Annotated in this window: 11 protein-coding genes and 4 tRNA genes; 5 read left to right on the forward strand and 10 right to left on the reverse strand. The window is 44.6% G+C overall.

Features of this window, described 5'->3' with window-relative positions; all coding sequences use genetic code 11:
- Positions 1-9 precede the first annotated feature (9 nt).
- A complete protein-coding gene (locus K0625_RS13090; RefSeq protein WP_220110100.1) occupies positions 10-1,128 on the reverse strand; it encodes an efflux RND transporter periplasmic adaptor subunit in 1,119 nt (372 codons plus the stop codon).
- Positions 1,125-1,721, reverse strand: coding sequence for a TetR/AcrR family transcriptional regulator (locus tag K0625_RS13095; protein ID WP_220110101.1), 597 nt, complete (start codon positions 1,719-1,721; stop codon positions 1,125-1,127). Before K0625_RS13095 ends, K0625_RS13090 begins: the two co-directional genes overlap by 4 nt.
- Before the next feature lie 224 nt (positions 1,722-1,945).
- Between K0625_RS13095 and rep the strand changes: the two genes are divergently transcribed.
- The gene (gene rep / locus K0625_RS13100) at positions 1,946-3,958 is read left to right on the forward strand and encodes a DNA helicase Rep (protein WP_220110102.1); all 2,013 of its coding nucleotides are present in this window, start codon (positions 1,946-1,948) and stop codon (positions 3,956-3,958) included.
- A gap of 80 nt (positions 3,959-4,038) precedes the next feature.
- On the opposite strand, the gene K0625_RS13105 is transcribed toward rep, so the two are convergent.
- A complete protein-coding gene (locus tag K0625_RS13105) occupies positions 4,039-6,663 on the reverse strand; it encodes a sensor domain-containing phosphodiesterase (RefSeq protein ID WP_220110103.1) in 2,625 nt (874 codons plus the stop codon).
- Positions 6,664-6,913: 250 nt separating this feature from the next.
- Here K0625_RS13105 and K0625_RS13110 point away from each other — a divergent pair.
- The 4 genes from K0625_RS13110 (at position 6,914) to K0625_RS13125 (ending at position 7,448) form a co-directional block, all read left to right on the forward strand.
- A tRNA-Arg gene (locus K0625_RS13110) sits at positions 6,914-6,990 on the forward strand.
- 48 nt (positions 6,991-7,038) lie between these two features.
- Positions 7,039-7,114: transfer RNA gene (locus K0625_RS13115), tRNA-His, on the forward strand.
- 136 nt (positions 7,115-7,250) lie between these two features.
- Positions 7,251-7,327, forward strand: a tRNA-Pro gene (locus K0625_RS13120).
- Positions 7,328-7,371: 44 nt separating this feature from the next.
- A tRNA-Pro gene (locus tag K0625_RS13125) sits at positions 7,372-7,448 on the forward strand.
- Between the two features lie 530 nt (positions 7,449-7,978).
- Here K0625_RS13125 and K0625_RS13130 read toward each other — a convergent pair.
- From K0625_RS13130 to K0625_RS13160, 7 genes are all read right to left on the reverse strand, one after another.
- The gene (locus K0625_RS13130; protein WP_220110104.1) at positions 7,979-9,901 is read right to left on the reverse strand and encodes a bifunctional diguanylate cyclase/phosphodiesterase; all 1,923 of its coding nucleotides are present in this window, start codon (positions 9,899-9,901) and stop codon (positions 7,979-7,981) included.
- A gap of 8 nt (positions 9,902-9,909) precedes the next feature.
- Positions 9,910-10,617 carry a transglutaminase-like cysteine peptidase gene (locus tag K0625_RS13135; RefSeq protein ID WP_220110105.1) on the reverse strand — a complete coding sequence of 236 codons (708 nt, stop codon included), beginning with the start codon at positions 10,615-10,617 and terminating at the stop codon, positions 9,910-9,912.
- A gap of 18 nt (positions 10,618-10,635) precedes the next feature.
- The gene (locus K0625_RS13140) at positions 10,636-11,241 is read right to left on the reverse strand and encodes an OmpA family protein (RefSeq protein ID WP_220110106.1); all 606 of its coding nucleotides are present in this window, start codon (positions 11,239-11,241) and stop codon (positions 10,636-10,638) included.
- Positions 11,241-12,653, reverse strand: coding sequence for a TolC family outer membrane protein (locus tag K0625_RS13145; RefSeq protein WP_220110107.1), 1,413 nt, complete (start codon positions 12,651-12,653; stop codon positions 11,241-11,243). The genes K0625_RS13140 and K0625_RS13145 overlap by 1 nt, the downstream gene beginning before the upstream one ends.
- 30 nt (positions 12,654-12,683) lie before the next feature.
- Complete coding sequence (locus tag K0625_RS13150; protein WP_220110108.1) at positions 12,684-14,066, reverse strand: HlyD family type I secretion periplasmic adaptor subunit; 1,383 nt, start codon at positions 14,064-14,066, stop codon at positions 12,684-12,686.
- On the reverse strand, positions 14,059-16,239 hold the full coding sequence (locus K0625_RS13155) for a type I secretion system permease/ATPase (protein ID WP_220110109.1): 2,181 nt from the start codon (positions 16,237-16,239) through the stop codon (positions 14,059-14,061). Before K0625_RS13155 ends, K0625_RS13150 begins: the two co-directional genes overlap by 8 nt.
- A gap of 106 nt (positions 16,240-16,345) precedes the next feature.
- A complete protein-coding gene (locus K0625_RS13160; RefSeq protein ID WP_220110110.1) occupies positions 16,346-21,355 on the reverse strand; it encodes a cadherin-like domain-containing protein in 5,010 nt (1,669 codons plus the stop codon).
- Positions 21,356-21,375 lie beyond the last annotated feature (20 nt).

A 21,375-nucleotide genomic window follows, 5' to 3' on the forward strand; every position in this document is an offset into this window, starting at 1 on the left:
AGCTCCCGTTTATAGTTGTGGCATAGTAGCCGGAGGCGTTAAAGCATTATCCTCGGTTACTTTGACTTTGCTGTTGTTGCTAAGGCGGACCTGACCTGAGGTCACGACTAGATCATTGGCCGCTAAATGACCTTTGACTAGGGCGTTGTTACCATTGCGTTCAAGCACCTCAACATTGATCTGCTGCACACGTTTAACGGTTTCCCCCTCCTCTTGACTCTCATGGATGAGGTAGATGGAGTTACCGTAAAGGGTGAAGTTGATTGCTGTTTGAGGCAGTACAAACTGCTCTGTCATCTCTGGTAATAGAACGGCTACTCTGGCGAACATGCCGCTACGCAGCTTTGCATCAATATTGGGTATGGTGGCCTGAATCTGGATTAAACCACTTTGATAGAAGACGGCAGGCTCAATCGCTGAGATCTTTCCTTCGAACGGGTGATCAGGATAAGCGTCGACATAAACGTGGATTGTTTGGCCGTTAGAGATCCGTGGCAGCTGAGTCTGTGGCACAGTAAAGCGGATCTTCATGGTGCTGATATCCTCTAAACGCACGATATCGGTACCAGCTTGGAGGTATTCACCTAAGTTCACGCTACGTATGCCTACTAGCCCTGCAAAAGGCGCATTGATTTGGCGGCGATCTATGGTGGCTTTTAAACTCTCAATATCGGCTTTCAGCGCTAGATACTTAGATTCACTGTTGTCTAAGTCTTGCTTCGATACTGAGTTCTTTTTATAGAGGCGAGTTAAGCGTTGGTAGTCGGCTTCGGCTGCAGGCAGCTGAACTAGTTTACTCTTTAAGTTTGCTTGTTCAACGGCGGAGTCGAGCACGATAAGGCTTTGCCCATCCTGTACTTCTGCGCCATTTTCAAAGTTAATATTTGAGATAACACCGGAAAGCTCATTGGCAATGGTGACACCTTGGTTAGGTTCGACAAAGCCGATGGCATCGATAGTTGGCTGCCAACTTTGAGGTGTTAGCGCGAGCGCTGTAACAGGAGACTCAGGCTCTGGTATATTGGCAATGGCATCGGCAATCTTTCCCTTAACCATTATGTTAAAACCAATAACTGAACCGAAGGCAAGTAGTGCAATGATTAGCATCATCAGGGTCCATTTTTTCATTTTCCTGATAGCTCCTTTTGAGTTGATTCTGGTGTTGTGAGTAGGGCTTTCCAGCAAAGATCGCAGGCTATTTCCAACTCGCTTCGATTATATTCAATCTGGCCACGTCGTATGCTTCTTCCAAGTGCCATGGATGGCTCAAGTGAGATAGCAAATAGGACCTTGTTTTGTAGGTTATGAAATTGACCGCTGACTCTCCCGGCTTCAAAAAGCATATGCAGTCCCTGAAAAGTCTGCTTTTCGTAGGTCTGATGAGGATCTGAGTCTATACCTGGCAGGTGGATATACTGCTCATAACTTAAATTTGCTGGTGTGCGTTGACGGCCAAACTCGACAATGTTGAACCAGATACGTTTAAACCTCTGCTCCAGATCGCCCTCTTGGCAGTCAACCAGAATATTGCTCGCCACTTCACGCAGTACATGCTTTCTTAACTCAGAGATTAACTCCTCTTTGTCTTTGAAGTAACGGTAGATGGTGCCAGCTGCTACACCCGCTTCTGTTGCTATCTGCTGCATAGATAACCCCTGAATCCCCTTTGTGGCGATGATTCTTTCAGTGGCTGTAAAAATGAGCTCGCGCTTATTATCCATATTTTTACTTTTTAAAAAGCTAGGTGTGAATGAATGTTCATTCATTATTCTATGTTAATCAGTTTTAGATGGCAATCATTTGCTCATTTTGAGATAGGGGGTATGGGGCAATTCTGCTATTATCTTCGGTCACTCAATTTTATTTACACCCAAACTCGTTTGAGATGCAGCTTATTGCTGCTCGAGATAACTCTTGGGTATAGCGCGTTGGTAAAAGTTAAAAAATGAAGTTAAACCCCGGACAAAATGATGCCGTTCACTATGTATCTGGCCCCTGCTTAGTACTGGCAGGTGCTGGTAGTGGCAAGACTCGTGTGATCATCAACAAAATTGCCTATCTGGTTGAGAAATGTGGGTATAAAGCCAGAACGATTGCGGCGGTGACTTTTACCAATAAAGCGGCACGTGAGATGAAGGAGCGTGTTGCTCAATCTATGGGGCGAAAGCAGGCACGAGGCTTGTGGATCTCAACCTTTCACACCTTAGGTTTGGAGGTGATTAAGCGTGAACATAAAGTTATCGGCTTAAAGCCCGGCTTCTCACTGTTTGATGATCAGGACTCTTTGGCGCTGCTCAAAGAGCTGACCGAAGATGAGTTTGATGGCGATAAAGATCTGCTGAAAAACTTGATGACCGCCATCTCAAACTGGAAGGGGGACCTGATTGTCCCTGAGCAGGCGATCAAACTTGCAAAGGATGAGCAGTCTAAGCTTCATGCGGTTTTGTACCAGCGCTACGCGAAACATATGAAGGCATACAATGCGCTAGATTTTGATGATCTTATTCTAATTCCTACCCTTTTACTTAGGCATAACAAAGAGGTGAGGGAGCGCTGGCAGCAACGTATTCAATATATGCTGGTGGATGAATATCAAGACACTAACACCAGTCAGTATGAGCTGGTTAAGTTAATTGTGGGTGAGCGAGCACGCTTTACCGTGGTAGGGGATGACGATCAGTCTATCTATTCCTGGCGTGGTGCTAAGCCTCAAAATCTAGTGTTGCTGGGTAAAGACTTCCCTAAACTTAAGTTGATTAAGTTGGAGCAAAATTACCGTTCTAGCCAACGAATTTTACGCGCGGCGAATATTCTGATCGCTAACAATCCCCACGTTTATGATAAGGCGCTCTTTAGTGAGCTTGCTTATGGTGAGCCTTTAAGGGTGATGATTGCAGCTAATGAGGAGCAGGAAGCTGAGCGGGTGATTGCTGAGATGATCCGGCATAAGTTTATGGGGAAGACTCAGTTCGGCGATTACGCCATACTCTATCGAGGTAACCACCAATCACGTCTGCTTGAACGCTCACTGATGACTAACCGTATTCCCTATAAGTTAAGCGGTGGTACTTCATTTTTCGGTCGCGCCGAGATTAAAGATATCATGGCCTACTTAAGACTGGTGGTGAACCCGGACGACGATAACGCTTTTTTGCGTGTGGTGAACCTGCCAAAGCGTGGTATTGGTCCCTCAACGCTTGAGCGCTTAGGTAATTATGCCAATGAGCGTCATATCTCTATGTTTGAGGCGATTTTCCAAGCTGAGCTGAATCATCATCTGACACCTGCGGCGATGGGCTCACTGTATAAGTTTGGTCAATTCGTTGTTGATACTGGAGAGAAAGCCACTCGCGGGGATCCGGTCGATGCGGTCAAACACCTGATTCGTAATATTAATTACGAAGACTACCTGTATGAGACCAGTACCAGCGCCAAAGCGGCTGAGATGAGAATGAAAAATATCTCAGAGTTGTACCGCTGGGTGACTGAGATGCTTCAAGGTGATGAGCTAGATGAAGGGATGACTCTGCCAGAGGTGGTCACTCGCTTAACACTTAGGGATATGATGGAGCGTAATAGTGAAGATGAGGGAGGCGATCAGGTGCAGTTGATGACCTTGCACGCCTCAAAAGGTCTGGAGTTCCCCTACGTGTTTATGGTGGGAACAGAGGAGCGGATCTTGCCACATCAAACCAGTATCGATGAGGATAATGTTGAAGAGGAGCGCCGCTTAGCTTATGTGGGGATCACCCGTGCCCAGAAGGAGCTTTGGTTTGTATTGTGCCGTGAGCGACGTCAGTTTGGGGAGACGATGCGCTGTGAGCCGAGCCGCTTTTTGATGGAGCTGCCTCAAGATGATCTAATCTGGGAGAATCGTAAGCAGGTTCAGAGCGAAGAGCAGCGTCAGCAATCTGGTAGGTCAAATATTGCGAACTTAAGAGATATGTTTAAGAAGTAATTGTTGATAGGAGTGCTCTTTATGAGCACTCTTTTGATGTATTTTATTGATTGGTATTATCTTAAAGTTTTTGGGGATATTCAGGCACAGACTGAGGTTTCTACCTCTTCGAGTCTTAATACTTTCCCTAATGCCTGACCCTGTCCCCGCTCAAAACCTATCTCTAGCATCAACTCTTTCTGTTGTTTTGTACTAATACCGTCAACAAAAACCGTTAACTCCAGTGCTTGAGCCGTTAAAAAGTGGGCGTTAAGCAGCTTTTTGTGTTGCTTACTGTCTAGATGACAGGGGTAACTTGGGTCCAGTTTAAGCCCTTTTAGGGGAAGGAAGGTCAGGCTACTGAGGGCACTATGAGCACTACCATACCCACTGAGCGCTAAGTTAACCTCTAGCTTTGTGAGCAGATCGAAAGCATTAATATGGTTATCAGTATCGAAGATAAACCCCTGCTCATCGAAAAATAGCCAGAGTTGCTCACTGCTAAAATAGCTCTGTTTCAACTTATTTTTAAGATGTCTTAATGCGTGCTTATGCTTTAGATGGTGACCCGAGATATTGATATGTAACGGCAGGTGAGCCAGCGACATCTTTTGCAGTTGGGCGTACTCACTGTTTAACGTCCCCAATAGGAAGATATCTAGCTCGGTGGTTAAGCTGCAGTGCTCGGCAATATTGAGCAGTTTTGCCTGCTTAATTTTGCCTAAACTTGGATGGTTCCAGTAAAGGCGTGGCTCAAGAGCTAAGGTCTCTCCTGTTTGCAAATCTTCTATTGGTAGGTAGCTAATCAAGAGTGAGCGGTTTGAGATCGCATTGCGAAGTTCCAGTTCCAGCTCAATATCTTTATCGAGTTGCTTGTGGGATTTATCATCAAAAATAACATAACAGCCTTTACCATTTGTTTTAGCTTGGTACATAGCGGCATCGGCGTCCCGTAGCAGGGATTCACTGGTGTCTGTTTTATGTTGGTTAAATGCGATACCTATACTCGCGCCTGATTTAAACTGCTGGTTGGCGAGTTTATAGGGCTCTGATAAACCAGTGAGCACACGTTCAGCGACCTCTTTGGCATCTTGAGAGCCATTTATTCTGTCGAGCAGGATTACAAATTCATCACCACCAATTCGGCCTAGGCTATCATTCTCTCGGATGCAGAGTTTTAGTCGTCTTGAGGTTTCGACCAGAAACCTGTCTCCCTCAATATGACCTAAGGTATCATTGATCAACTTGAATCTGTCTAGATCGATAAACAGCAGAGCAAAGCGATCTAGCTTATGCCTGCGAGTGTGTTTAATCGCTTGAGAGAGTCTCTCCATAAACATGCCGCGATTGGGGAGTCCTGTTAAGGTATCGTGGTTGGCATCATGGACGAGCTGCTGCTCCATCTTTCGTCTTTGAGCAATCTCTTTTTCTAAGTCTTGATTGAGAAGGGCGAGAGCTTGAGTACGCTCGATGACTTTATCTTCGAGCTGTTCATAGCTGGCAATTAGAGATTCTGCCGATAATTTTCGTTCGATGGCGCTGGCAATATGCTGAGAGACAAAGGTGAGCAGGTCGAGATCGTTTTCCTGATAACGACGGGTTTTATTTGTACTATAGATGGTTAATGCACCGCGAACCTGCTCATGGATGAACAGAGGTATCCCAATCCATTGGTAGATATCTTTAGTATTATTTAGCTCTGGAGTTTTAGCGTAGATTTGGCCTGAGCTGACTAAGGACTGAATATCAATATTTTGCAGCAGCAGGGGCCTACGGTTTTTAATGACATATTCAGTTAAGCCATCACAGATTATTCTGCTATCGGGGGCTCGCCCATTTGCTTGACTGACATAAAATGGAAAGTTGATCTGATTGCACTGATCATTTAACAGGGCGATATAGCAGTTACTCACTGGAATAAGGTGACTAATGACTCTATGGAGCTCTGAGTAAAATGCATGCGTATCAATATTTGAGGTCGCAAGATCGGCTATCTCAAAAAGCGACTTTTGTAACAGCTCTGCACGTCGCTTCTCATTCACTTCCTGTTTTAATTTGTCATAGGCAACGCTTAACTCTCTTGTTCTCTGTGCTATAGCTTGTTCAAGCTGCTCCTGGTGTTGCACCCTCTCCATGATGTTGGATATCTGATGACTCACAAACCCAAGTAGTTCAATATCCACCTCTGTGAAATTAACCTGTTCAGAGTAACTTTGAATAACCAACACCCCTACGACAGAGTGATGTACTGTTATTGGAACACCGAGCCATAGATGACAGGGAGCACCTAAGCTCTCTATCTGTTTATCTAAGATTAACTGCTCAAATTTATCTTGGTTGCATAGCAAGCTTTTCCCTGTTTTAAGTACATAACCAGTTAGGCCGCTGAGCAGCTTTGCCGATATGTTCTCTTTGGAAAATAGTTCGAGGGGGTGCTTGTCTTTTTCATCGAGAAAGAAGGGGATCTCAAGTACGTTATTTAGTGGGTCGAGTAGGGCAACAAAGAAGTTATCTGCGGGGAGAAGAGTACTGAGGTAGCTATGTACTCCAGAGTAAAACTCAGCTGGGGAGCTTACGCTTGCTGCTAAGTTGGATAACTCTAGCAACATATTTTGCGTCACCTCTGCGCGCTTATATTTAAGAGCTAAGCTCTTTAAACGCGAAATCCTTTTTTGCATAAGCTCAAATTCACGCTGTGAGTGTTGAGTCTGTTCATCCCTAAACATGGTATCCGCCAATCGCTATTTTTATTTTATGGAGCTTGGATCTGGAATATTTTTACACTAATAGATATAAATAGCATGAAAAAACAGCTGAGCCAAGGTATTTGCTTGATATTATTCTGTGCAAAAAGCAGTCTTAATGAGGAAAAAAGAGCATAATAAGTTAAAAGTTGAGCAAACAAACATACTATTCGCATAAATCTGTAGACGGCAGGGTAAATAATCCATATTATATGCCTCGCTAACAAGGCAGGCACCCATAGCTCAGCTGGATAGAGCGCACCCCTCCGGAGGGTGAGGCCGAGGGTTCGAATCCTTCTGGGTGCACCAGAATGAGTTGAACGCCAAGTTAGTAATGTTGTTTTGAAATAGTCAGTGGTGATTGTAGCTCAGTTGGTAGAGTCCCGGATTGTGATTCCGGTTGTCGTGGGTTCGAACCCCATCAGTCACCCCATTTCAAATAACCTTTTAGCTCATAGAGCAGAGAGAGACCTCTTTAAAAGTCTATTTTAGTGATTAGCATAGTGTGGTAGTGCATCCAGATTGTGATAAGAGCGGACCAGAGGGGGAACCTCTTTAAACATCTATCTCGGTGATTAGCGCAGCCCGGTAGCGCATCTGGTTTGGGACCAGAGGGTCAGAGGTTCGAATCCTCTATCACCGACCAAATTTAGATATATTGAATTGATTCGATATAGCAACAGAAAGATACGGTGATTAGCGCAGCCCGGTAGCGCATCTGGTTTGGGACCAGAGGGTCAGAGGTTCGAATCCTCTATCACCGACCAAATTAACTCGAAGCCCTTAGAGAAATCTAAGGGCTTTTTGTTTATAGCGGACCTGAGAATTAGTGGTTCGGAGCCTACCTTTATAAAATCAGCCAACCAAATTAAAAAATTTCGGTGATTAGCGCAGCCCAGTAGCGCATCAATGCTTTTTAATAGAGAAGTGAAGCAAGAGCGGACCAGAGTGTCAGAGGTTCTAATCCTACTCTTTATAAAATCAGCCAACCAAATTCGAAAGCCTTCTGAGAAAATCAGAAGGCTTTTTTCGTTTTGCGGACCAGAGGGTCAGAGGTTCGAATCCTACTCTTCATAAAATCAGCCGACCAAATTTACTAGAAGCCCTTAGAGAAATCTAAGGGCTTTTTGTTTATGGCGGAGCTGAGAATTAGTGGTTCGGAGCCTACTCTTAAACCGATACATTGGAGGTTTTATGTTGGTTGGTATTAGCGTTATACAAAAACGCCAAGGTCTGCAAGCTGAAAACAAGAAGGCCCAGATAGTTATCTGGGCCTTCTATCATGTAATCTTAAGCGTTAATCTTCAATCTCTGTTGGTGGGAAGATGTAACCCATAAAGGCATTGGTTTTCAGTGGAACAAAGCGCTCTAGCTGAGGCATCTCTTCGATACCTGTCACAATAACCTTGATATCTAATCCTCGGGCAACATTGATAATTGCACGACATAGCTCACCACTATGTTCACTGTCATCATAGTAAGCAAAAGATTGATCTAGTTTCACATAGCTCGGTCTCAGTGATTGCAGGTATGACATTGAGCCAAACTGACGGCCGAAGTGATCGATACCAAACTGAGCACCGTTGTCTCTAATAACTGTACAGATCGCATGACAAGCATCTGGGTCGCTATAGACTGCGGCTTCAGGAATATCGAAACAGATACGTTCAGATAGGTTTGTTGAGCGCAAGAAGGTATTGAGCCATTCATGGAACTTAGGGTCACTTAAGCTCTGGAAGGTTAAGTTTATGGCTATGGGCTCTTGGTTCCGGTTTAACAGATGTTTCTCATGCACATCTTGTATCAAATGTTTATCTAGCATCGAGCCTAGAGATAGCAGTTCAACATAGGGCATAAATTGTCCCGCATGGATGATCTTATCCCCCATACTAAGCTGGCAATAAAGCTCTCTTTGCAGGATATTATCACTGTCATTAATATGAACAGGTTGCCATTTAAAGTTGAAGTTACACTCTTGTATGGCTGCACTTAGATGTTCACGCCACTGCTCTCGAGTGAATAGCTGTTTCTCGTTTGTCTCAAACCAATGGAAGACTTTATCTTCCTTAATGGCTTTTTGAAGTGCGTTATCTGTCTGAGCTAAAATATCTGAAACTGACATATGACCAATACGCTCGGCAACACCAATGGCGAAGTTTTCATTAGGTTTACAACCCGCTTTCGACATCTCCTGATTAATGGTGCGTATTAAGGTTTGCAGATAACGACTTGTCTGATCATGTTCAGAGCTAGTGATTAAGAAGGCAAATTCATAGGCTGCAATTCGAGCAATGACTGAGCCTGCGACCTCATCGAGGTGTTCCTGCATCTTCTCTGCAAGTAGCTTGATGGTTTCATCTCTTACTTGGTAGCCATACTTGCTATGAACCTCCTCTAGCCAGTCAAACTTAGCCATGACTAGGGCACCACTGGCAGGCTCATTAAGCCAGCTATTGAGACGTCCCATCATATATTGTCTGTTTGGCAGGCCTGATACTTGATCGACTAGATTTTTCTTACGTAGTTCACCCACCTCTTCATCAAGGGAGTTAAAGAGCTGTTTTAGTTGATCTGACATGCTATTAAAGGCGAGAACGACGGATTTGAGCTCGGCAGTTTTAGGAACTTGCATATCAGGGCCGAACTTACGTTGAGCAATCTCTTTAGCATGGATTGCTATCTCATGTAGAGGTTTGAGTATCATGGTCAATCCGACTCTGGCAACCACAATAGCGATGAGAAAAAGGATGGAGAAAACGATGATGGCGTTTGTCATTGTTCGCCATAGCTCGTTATACCCAAAACCTGGATGGGCGGTAAGTTCTAATTTAGCGAGCTGGATCCAGCCAGAGGTAATGATGCTCTCTTTTTTTATTGTTTGGAAAAAATCGAGATCGATAAACCATTGTGGAACACCCTGAATATGGATGGGGTTTTCCCAAGTTTGCTGTTTACCATCGACTAACCAAGTTAATTTAACTTGTTGGTAGTAGCCGCCTTCAAAGATAACGTTGATAAGAGTTTCGGCACCAACGATGTCTCCTGCTTCAAGATCAGGAACTAGCATTATACCTAGTGAATTACTGGTATTATTTAGGTCTGACGCCATCTGCTTAGTTAAAAAGCTTTGGGTCTCTGTAAATTGTACATAGCCTAGACTAGCCACCACCAGTAAGAATAGGCCGAACAGTAGTGAGTATATCTGTCGAAACAGTGTCATCTTTCTAGCTACTCCAATCTTAATTTGGGTTTTCTGAGTCTCTCGACACCCAATCTATGTTTGAGGTCATTCCACTTTGCAAGTTTCTTAGATGAACCTGCTAGAACTCCTCGTCCTTTTTCTTTGTTTAGCCAAAGTTGTCGACCGTTAAAGCTATATACTGGAAGCAGGTCTTTCCTTTGGGTTGCCGGTTTTATTTTTCTATCTAAATTGTCGAGAACCAATGGGATAGAGCCTGGTGTCTCGTAATAAGCGAGGACCATATGGTATTGGTTAACCGTTGTGGCTTTTACCATAGTGATCCGTAACTTATCTTCTGCTACACCAAGTTGGAGTAAGGTGAAATACTTGGCAATTGAGAAATCTTCACAATCTCCACCGTTTACACCTATAAACTCCATTGGGGTTGCCCAGTAGTTGCTTTCACCCCAAAGCTTAATATCATCAACGAAACGAAAAAGGTTAAAAAAGGTATTTACCTTAGTTATCTTCTCTCTTTCGCTTAGACTTTTTGCTTCATCCAGTACTTTAAACCAAGCTCTGACACGTTTTCCCGCTCGTTCACCGTAGCGGGATTCAAGTGTTGAGGTAATATGCCCCTTATTGAGCTTTTGTGTAGGAGAAGCGTAAAGACAAGAAGTAGCTAACATCACAGCGACCAACAAGAATCGACAGACTTTGATATAAGTTACATTATGAGTAAGCCTGTCTTTCATGATGTTAGGTTAAGCTCCTTATTTCACTTCTTCATCTACCGTATAGATATTCCACTTCATATCAGCAGTTGTGTCTTCGCCAGTGACTTCAGCGATAACTCGTCTATTACGAGTATGTGCCATGGCGGTTTCGCTAAGATCTATCGGTCGATCGAAGCTATATCCAATTGCTGTTAACCTATCAGGTTCAATGCCGAAACGTTCGCTTAATGCTGTAGTGACTGCGTTTGCTCTGTTTTGGGAAAGTGCCAAATTATGCTCGTAGGATCCTGTTTTACTACAATGTCCCTCGATAGTGACCTTGGTATTAGGAAATTGACGCATAAATGTCGCAATAATCTCTACTTGATCATAGTACATAGGATCTATGTAATAAGAGTCATTAGGGAATAAAATTTTAAGCTCCTGGCGTTCATTAATGGGCTTAATTTTCCCGCAACCATAGTTATCGATAGTTGCACCGCCAACGGTCTCATTACAGCGCTCACGGGCTACGATAACACCATCTCTGTCGTTATCGTTAAGATCGTGAACCTGTGTGGTTGCCCCATCCATGGTGGCTATGTCTCTCATCGAGCAGCCAGCCAATAAGGTTACACTTAATATCAGAATGAAGGTTCTCATTAGTTAACCCCTCCTTCGTAGTTTCGTTCACCTTGCCATACATCTGGAGCTGTAACTCTTAGTGACTCTAACAGTCTGCCAGTTGCATTTAACACTCGGTATTCAGAGATGACTTGGTCATACTCAGCTTCAAGGTAGTCTTTACGTGCTTCGAATAGCTCATTTTCAGTATCGAGTAGATCGAGTAGTGTACGCTGGCCTAAGTTAAACTGCTGGCTATAGGCCACCTGTGTATCTTTGGCTGCGATCACATGATCTCGAATGTACAGCTTCTGTGGTTCAAGCAATTCGTAAGCGTTCCAAGCAAGACTTACCCCTTCAACAACTTGACGGTGTGCACGTTGACGGATCTCTTTTGCTTCACCGATCTTGTACGCTGCTTCTTTCTCGCGAGCGAGATCTTTACCGCCAGAGAAGAGGTTGTACTTGATTCGAACCATAGCAACCAGATCGTTACTGTGACCACCTACACTTGAGCTAGCAATGTTGCTAAAACCATCTTCACCGTCTACGTCATTATTCCAGTTACCAGCTAAGTCTAAAGACAGCTTTGGATAGTAGTTAGATTGAGCTGATGATTTCTCATTTTTTGCTGCTTCAATATCACTACTCGCCGACTTTAGAATTGGGTGGTTCTCTTGAGCCAGTTGAATACTGGTATTGAGATCTTCCGGCATCATGTCGTCATCGGGTACAGGCACAATCAGGTTTTCTGGTTGTGACTCAACAACTTTTATAAACTGTGCTTTAGCGTCATAAAAGTTATTTTTTGCCGAAATAAGGTTAGCGTTTGCACGTGCTAAACGACCCGTTATCTGAGATAGATCAGCTGTAGAGCCTAAACCTGAGTCGGTTCTTTGCTTGATCTGTTCGTAGATATCTTGGTGGCTAAGCAGGTTTTTTTCTGCAAGCGTCATCACCTGTTCGGTGCGGATATAGTTGATGTAGACCTTAGCGACATCGAGTGCCATATCCTCTGCTGCAGAGAATAGAGCCCACTGATCGGCACTGGCCTCGAAGCTGAATCGATCGACTTCGCTGCTAGTGTAAAAACCATCAAATAGCATCTGTTTGATACTAAAACCGGCTTCGCCACGTTCTAACTCAATAACGCCGTCAGAATCTACGTCACCTTGGTTTTTCTTTCTGCGAGTCGAAGGACTATTGGTTTGCTCCCATCCATAACCGCCAGTCAGATCAACGGTTGGCATATAACCCGCAATGGCTTGATTAACCTGCTCCTCTCGAGCTTTAAATCGGTTAAAGGCAATACGGATCTCAGGATTTGTATCCAATGTGTGTGCTACGGCTTGCTCCAGTGTTTGACTGTATGCAGATGCCGGAATAATCAGCGCGCTAACAGCCAGTGCTAATGCACTGCGTTTTAACTGCCGAATTGAACTGGTGTTCATTGTTAACCCCTCCAGGTTGAACTTTAAGGTTTAGCGCTCTCGAAGCGCAGTATCTTTTGCCCTTAAAATTGGATTAAGTATGTACTCTAGAATGGATCTCTGCCCAGTAATAACATCAACTGAAGTCAACATCCCTGGTATTATCGGCATCTCTGTGCCATCGTCCCTTGTTAAGCTTGAAAGTTCAGTACGAACCTTGACAAGATAGAAGCTGTTCCCCTCCTCATCTTGTGATGTGTCAGCACTTATGTGCTCCACAGTCCCGTTCAACCCTCCATAGCGAGTAAAGTCATATGCTGTGACTTTGACTACGGCTGGAAGACCAGGGTGTAAAAACGCAATATCTTTAGGTGTTATCTTGGTTTCAATAAGCAGTTGATCTTCTGACGGTACGATCTCGATAATATCGACGCCAGGTTGAACAACTCCGCCCAATGTATTGATATAAATACTCTTTATTGTGCCGTTAACCGGTGAGGTGATCTCCGCCTTGTTCACTTTATCTTGTGCACCAACCTGTGCTTCGCTCATGCGTGATAACTTAGTTTGCAGATCGCTCAATTGAGTTCGCGTTTCAGTTGAGAAGGCAAATACTGCTTCGCGTCGCTTTAAAATAGCTTCATCTTGAGAGGCTTTTACCTTAGGGCGTAAAAGCCTTAGGGTGGCTAACTCACCTTGTATGTCATTTACCGTACGTTCGAGTTTTAGCAGTTCAACTTCTGGCACAATGCCCTTATCCGCCAGTGGCCTTGTTAGTGACAGCTCTCGAGAGACTAATTGGTAACTTTTGGTTAGGGTACGTATTTTTGAAGCTAGCTCTTGTGTCTCTTGCTGCCTTTGCTGTATCTGCCTGGCTAAGATCTCTAACTGATTGCTTAGGCTGTCTAACCGGCCTGAATATTCATCTTTTTGACGTTCAATTAGCTCAGGCTCCAATTCCGACAACTCTGCAGAAAACTGCAATGGTAACTTAGTGATCTTGACCTGCTCACGCCAGTCAGCTGCCATATCGGTGATGACAATGCTATTTAACTCAGTCTCTAACCGTTTTACATTGGCTTGTAGGCTGTAGACCTCCTGCTCTTGCTGAGCGAAGTCGGAACGAAAGCGAGTATCGTCAATACGAACTAAGGCCTGTCCTTTAGTTACTATCATCCCTTCCTGAACATATAACTCCTGCATGATGCCGCCATCCAGACTTTGAATTATCTGGACTTGAGATGAGGGGATCACTTTCCCCATGCCAGTTGTTACTTGGTCAAGCTCTGCAAAAAATGCCCAAATTAAAAAACATGCGGCCAAAGCCACCAGTGTCCAGATGATCAACCTATGACTGCTTGGTGCGTCTGTCATCATGGCACCATAAACATCATCGATCATTTCAAGATCATGAGTGGTTAAGTTTTTACTCATTGGTTTGCCCTCCGGCAAGCAAACCTTTACTTAGTTTGTCTAGCACTTCCGCTTTGGGTCCATCGATGACCACATGTCCTCTGTCTAACACGACTATTCGGTCAACCAGTTTTAACAGGTGCATCTTATGGGTAATAAGCAGTAAGGTTCTGTCTCTGGTTACGTTTTGCATTGCATGAATAAACTGCTTTTCTGCTCTAGCATCTAAGCTGGCACTAGGCTCATCCATTAAGAGCACTGGAGGATCGTTTAGGGTTGCTCTAGCGAGGGCTACGGTCTGTCTCTGTCCACGGGAGAGTGACTGGCCGCCTTCACCTACTTGCTGATCTAAGCCTTCACTGTCGAGATCGGTAAATTGACTGATCCCAGAAAGTTGAACGGCTCTGATCAATTGATGTTCAGTTACCTGACGAGTACCGAAGAGAATATTGTCCCTGATTGTGCCGTGAAAGAGGGTGATATCTTGAGGCAAGTAACCAAAATTACGTCTTAAATCTGTTGGGTGGATCTGGGCAGAATCGAGGCCGTCATAGCGCAGACTACCTTTTGTTGGTTGATAAAGGCCCACAAGCATTTTAGCCAATGTACTCTTTCCTGAACCGTTGCGGCCAATAATGGCAATACGCTCACCAGGTTCAATATTGATAGACATTGGGTGTAATACCGGCTTTTCAGAGCCCGGATATGCAAAGCTAATATGGTCCGCACTGATCTTTCCCTGTAAGCGTTGACGGCTGACGAGGTGACCTTTGTTTTCAAACTCATCTTCTTGAGTCATGATCTCGTTAAGTTGGCGTAGGGCGCTTGCTGTGTGATTACCACGGGTCATGAGGCCTGCTAGCTGCGCCATAGGGGAGATAGCTCTGCTGGACAAGATAACCGCAGCAATAATGCCGCCCATGGATATTTCGTTATCCGCAACTCGGTAAACCCCTAAAATCACAACGCAAACGACAGAAAGCTGTACAACAAAATTGGCTAAGTTTGTGACTGCTGTAGAGATCTTTTTAGATTTAAGCTGCCAATTGGCTGTATGGCCAATCATCTGCTGCCAACTTTTTTGTACTAAACCTTCAGCGCCACTGGATTTTATTGATTCTAGAGACGCTAGAGATTCAATCAGGTGTCCATGTTTGAGGCTTGAAAACTTATTACTCTCTTCAATGGCCGCTTTTAACTTGGGTTGCATGATCAGTGTATAACCAATAATGATCAAACTGCCTATCAGAGGAATAACGGCCAGATCACCAGCTACAACATAGATGATGATCATGAAAAATATGGCAAAGGGGAGATCGACTAAGGTGGTGATGGTTGCCGAGGTTAATATCTCTCTAATACTGTCAAACTCGCCGAGTTGTCGAGCCATTCCGCCTACACTAGGGGATCGTTTTTCCAGCGGTATGCCTATCGCTTTGGCAAATAGTCTGGATGAGACGATAATATCAACTTTTTTCCCCGCCACATCAATGAGGTAGGAGCGAAGTTGTCTAAGTATTAGATCAAATATGTAAGCAACACTCGCACCAATGGCGAGTACCCAAAGTGATGAGAAAGCTAAATTTGGCACAACTTTATCATAAACATTCATGATAAAGAGTGGCGACACCAGCGCAAACAGGTTGACTAAAACCGATGCAAGTAGCGCATCTCGATAGATAGGTGCAGAGTCTCTAAGGGTCTGCACTAACCAATGCGTAGTGCTGTCATGTTGATGAACATCGAAACCCATGTCACCACGGTACTGCTGCTTTACAAGAAACAGATAGCCAACATAGATAGCCTCTAAATCTTCAAGTGTCAGTACCTGTTCACCACCAGTTTCCGGCAGTTGAATAACAGCTTTATCTTTCTCTACATCTAACTCTCGGAGTAAGCATGCCTTTTTATCTTTAAGTAGCAAGATACAAGGTAAAAATATAGGCGAGATCTGGTTTAAGCCTTTTTGAGTGAGCTTGGCTGCTAAGCCCGCTCGCCCAGCAGCTTGGGGAACCAGATCTGGAGTAAGTACACTGCCGGACAAAGGTAGGCCTGCCGCCATCGATTCGCTGGAGCAGGGACTACCGAAGTACTCGGTCAATAATACTAAACTGTCTAGCAATGGATCGACTGTCACTCGCTGTGAGGCTGACACTGTCCATTGCTCAGTTTTTTTAGGAACTGATGTCGACACCTAAACGCATATCCTTAAGATTTTATTATCAATTTAATTTCATTATATTACATAAATATTGATAAAAATTCTCTAATTTGATTTAAATCATCATTTTGCTTTACCCCTAAGGGATCAGATGCGTTACTTGATTCTCTTCTAAACTAGGGTCTGAACCAGGTCCTGTCGGTGATGGAGATGAAGCATCAGCCACTGTATTAATGATTAATGGACCATCTCCGTTGTCACCTAATAAGCCATTGATAATCTCACTTTCAGTGTCGCCATAGATATCACTAAGGTCCACGCCATCCAGAACAATATGTTGCTCAAATGTTCCGTTATGGTCTGCATCAATATCTATGGTGGTAGTACCCGTTGTGTCATTGATAGTGAAATGCAGGTAGAGGAATAGATTATCAGCAGTCTCGCCTTGCAGTAGATCACTGAGATCTAACTTATCTTGGCCTAGATTAAAGTCGATAATATGGTCAGTACCTAACTCATCTTTATTCCAAACAAAGGTGTCTCTGCCAGCATCGCCTCTTAGTACATCGTCACCCTGTCCACCAATAAGCGTGTCATCACCTTTACCACCACGAAGGGCATCGTTATGCTTGCCACCATCTAAGGTGTCGTTTCCTGTGTGTCCATAAAGGATATCGCTACCGGTTTGTCCATAAACCATATCATCACCACTACCAGCATTGACAACATCCGCTTTTTCACTAGTGACATCCGCTGATAACAGCAGACCGTCATTATCGACAATGCTGTTAGAACCATTCAATGAACCTGTCATTATATGATGACTGAGTAGAGTCGAAGTACTTAACTCTATATCGTCGTCGGTATTACCACTTGTCGAGTCGCCAGTTGAACCTGCGTAGATAATATCGTTACCGCTGCCAGTCTCAATATGATCTTGACCAGCACCAGAGCTGACATTTTGAGCTGAATGAGTGCTATAGGCTGTACCTGAAGTAACGAGTACCTCAGCACCTGATTGATTGGTTATCGTGCCCTGTAATCCACCACCAAAATTAACACTCATCTGGTTCGGGTTAGCCGAATTCTCACCATCAACAACAAGGATAGAGTCATTACCGTCATTGCCATCGACATTAAGGTCGATATCGACAGGAACACCATTAAAGTCAGACGGTGTTACACCAATAATCAGTTTAGTGGTTGACACATCACCATCAGAATCTCTTATTGTGTAAACAAAGGTTTCAGTCGCATCTTCAGGGATAATATTAGTCCCCGCTGTTAACTGATACTCATAGGTACCATCAGCATTGAGCACTAAATTACCGTAAGTGCCTTGTATTGTTGCTCCTACACCAGTGAAGATGTCAGTACCATCATCATTGGTAAAGGCAACACCGACAACGGTTAGTCCATCAGAGCCTAAGTCGTTGTTAAGTACGTTACCCTCCTTATTAGGTAAGTGATAACCCACGCCTTCAACTACCTTAGCGATTAACTCGTAAGTGTTGGTTTGATTTTCATAGGTTCTGACCGTTGTAACCAAGTCACCATTCTCATCAATGAAGCCTAGTACCTTGATAGTGTAGAACTCGCCTTCATATTGGAATGTCACCTCAGGTTGACCAATATTAATGATATCTCTATCAAGTTCAGGGTTACCTGTATTGGTTGTCTCTTGGTGATCGAAGTTAATGTCAATCCCTACAGTAGTTACCACACCGAAAGAATCTGTGATGGTAAAGTTAACCGTCAAGGTCGCCTGTGTAATTGACGAAAATACAGGGAAGTTAATGTGGGTGAAGTCACCCAATACTATATCTTGGTTGAGATCAAGGACCCCATCCAAACCTGCATCATTATCGATAAAGCTATAACCAGAGGCGACATCTACATTTGCAACTCCCCAACGCATCTGATCGAGACCTGTATCGTTATCATTAGAATCGAAACGAGTCAGGTAAGGCCCACCACCTGTCCAGCTACTCCACTCACCAACAATTCCAGAAACCTCAAATCCATCGGTTAGTACATCGACACCGTTAGTATCTAAAGTAGCCTGTGCATGGTCATCGAGAATGCCAACTTCAAGTGTTGTGGAGCTGGTATCGCCATCGATGTCATATGCAGTCACACCAAAGTTATCACTAAGCTCATCTTCGGTTAAGCTGTGTGTCTGTGCTTCACTGAGTGTGTAGCTATAAGTTACTGTCCCTGTGCTGGCATCATAATCTGTGATCGTTAATGTACCGTGTTCACCTTCTATAACGATGGCTGCAGCAGGGGTTGCAGCAAGTAACATAGCTAGAGTGACTGATGTCGTGACTCCACTGTTAGTAATCTCGAGTCTGTTTAACCCATCAGGCGCTGAAACAGTAAACTGTTGTGTCTGTACTACTGGGTCAACCTCTGTACCAGTACCACCTGATAATTGATCTTCATCTAAGATCATTTTTGCAGGTGTTGTGATAGAGACTGGATCGTCTGTGCCCGTTACATTGATGGTCAATGTTGAATCATCAGTGCTCGAACCATCGGTTAATGTATAGGTGATTAGAGGGACTGTTCCGCTGTAGTTGGCTACCGGAGTAAAGGTGTAATTACCATTACTGCTGATAACTATGCTACCAACGCCATTGATATTGACCGTTTGACCAGCGTTATAAACTGTACTGTCACCAGCAATAGTAAAGCTTTGTACTGTTACTGGACCGTCAACACTCGTTGTTCCACCGATAACATTACCTGATGTAGGTCCTGTATCCTCAATAATAGTGACAGACTCATTAGGATCCGTGAAGTCATCATTAACAGGGTTAACTGTGATATTGACCGTACCTGTATCAGTATCGCCATCTATATCTGTAGCGATATAGTTAAAGCTGACACTGCCATTGTAGTTAGGTGAAGGTACGAAGGTCATGGTGCCATTGGTGGCAATAACCACTGTACCGTTAGGTACCGTAATATTCTGAGCTCCACCAGTTAATGTGACGCCGTTAATGCTTACAAGTGCTAAGCCACCATCGGGTGCTAAATCGTTGCTAAGTAAGTTAATAGCAATAGAGTCATCTTCATCGACTGTATAGCTGTCATCATTAGCTGTAACAGGGTCATCGACGCTATTGACTGTGATTGTGACCGTGCCTGTATCTGTATCACCGTCAGCATCAGTCGCTACATAGTCGAAGCTGATGTTACCGTTGAAGTGCGCGTTTGGCACAAAGGTCATTGCACCACTTGCAGCGATAACCACAGTACCGTTCGTCACAGTAATGTTCTGAGCTCCACCAGTTAATGTCACTCCGTTAATGCTTTGAATTGCTAAACCGCCATCATTGGCAACATCATTGCCCAGTAGGTTAATCGCAATCGATCCATCTTCATTAAGGGTGTAGCTGTCATCATTAGCAATAACAGGGTCATCGACGCTATTAACTGTAATAGTGACTGTGCCTGTGTCTGTATCGCCATCGACATCGGTCGCCACATAATCGAAGCTGATATTACCGTTAAAGTTTGCATCAGGAACAAAGGTCATGGCTCCACTTGCTGCAATAACAACGGTGCCGTTAGTCACTGCAATGTTTTGAGCTCCACCGGTTAATGCGACACCATTGATACTCTGGATAGCCAAGCCACCATCATTAGCGACATCGTTACTAAGCAGGTTCATCGCAATAGAACCATCTTCATCGACTGTGTAACTGTCATCATTAGCAATAACGGGCTCATCCACACTGTTGACTGTGATTGTGACTGTGCCTGTATCGGTGTCACCATCAACGTCAGTTGCAACATAGTCGAAGCTAACATTACCGTTAAAGTTTGCATCGGGAACAAAGGTCATGGTGCCGTTGGCTGCAATCATTACTGTACCGTTAGTTACAGTAATGTTCTGAGCTCCACCAGTTAATGTCACCCCATTGATACTCTGAATTGCCAGACCACCATCATTAGCGACATCGTTACCAAGTAGATTAATCGCGATAGAGTTATCTTCATTGACAGTGTAGTTGTCATCATTAGCAATAACGGGCTCATCAACACTACTTACAGTTATAGTAAGAGTTGCTGTGTCACCTGTGTTTGTTGTGTAGGTGATAACCGGTAGGACACCATTCCAGTTAGCTGCTGGAGTGAAGCTATAGCTACCATCACTATTGATGATTAAGGTTCCACCTTCAACAGTAATATTAGTATTTACGTCAAAGCTCTCTTCAACATTATCGCCATCAGTATCCATGGTGAACCCAGTGACACTTATATGACCTGCTCCATCATTAGCTAGCACATTCCCTGAAGCTGTATTGTCTTCAAGAACAGTGATTGCATCATCAGTTGCATTAGTAATTAATGCTGTATCGCTATTTGAGTTCGTATTACCAGCTGGATCTGTAACTGTGGCAGTAACAACAACACTAGTACCAGTCACTGGTGCATCCATAGTGACTGGTAAACCGTTATCAATCATAAGCTGGGTGACGGTACCACTGAACAGTTCGTTACCGGCTTGGTCGGTGACCACTAAGGTGTCGCCGACGGCGGTGCCTGCACCGAGTTCAACGGTGATGTTGATTTGACCATCCAGCTCAGCGTCGTTGATGAAGCCATCGTTGTTGATGTCCTCATCGATGGTGACGGTTGGGCTGGCGGGGGCGCCGCTGCCGATACCGTAATCCAAGGTCGCGCTGTCATTGCCTGTGGCGGTGTTGCCCGCAGGGTCGGTGACGTTGGCGGTGACCACAAGCTCAGTGCCAGTGACAGGGGCGTCGATGGCCAAGGTGAGGCCGTTATCAAGCATCGCTTGCGTGACTGGGCCGCTGAACAGGGTGTTACCGGCTTGGTCGGTGACCACTAAGGTGTCGCCCACAGCGGTGCCTGCGCCCAAGCTGACGGTGATGTCAATTTGACCCGAGAGCTCAACGTCATTGATAAAGCCATCGTTGTTGATGTCCTCATCGATGGTGACAGTTGGGCTGGCGGGGGCGCCGGTGCCCGTGCCGTAGTCGAGCAGGGCGTTATCGCTGCCCTCTGCGGTGTTGCCAGCAGGGTCGGTGACGGTGGCGGTGACCGCGACGGTGGTGCCCGTTGCTGGTGCATCGAAGCTGACATCGATGCCATTATCGAGCATGTCCTGGGTCACGGTGCCCGTGAACAAGGTGT

The sequence above is a fragment of the Shewanella nanhaiensis genome (assembly GCF_019457885.1).
Lineage (GTDB): Bacteria > Pseudomonadota > Gammaproteobacteria > Enterobacterales > Shewanellaceae > Shewanella > Shewanella nanhaiensis.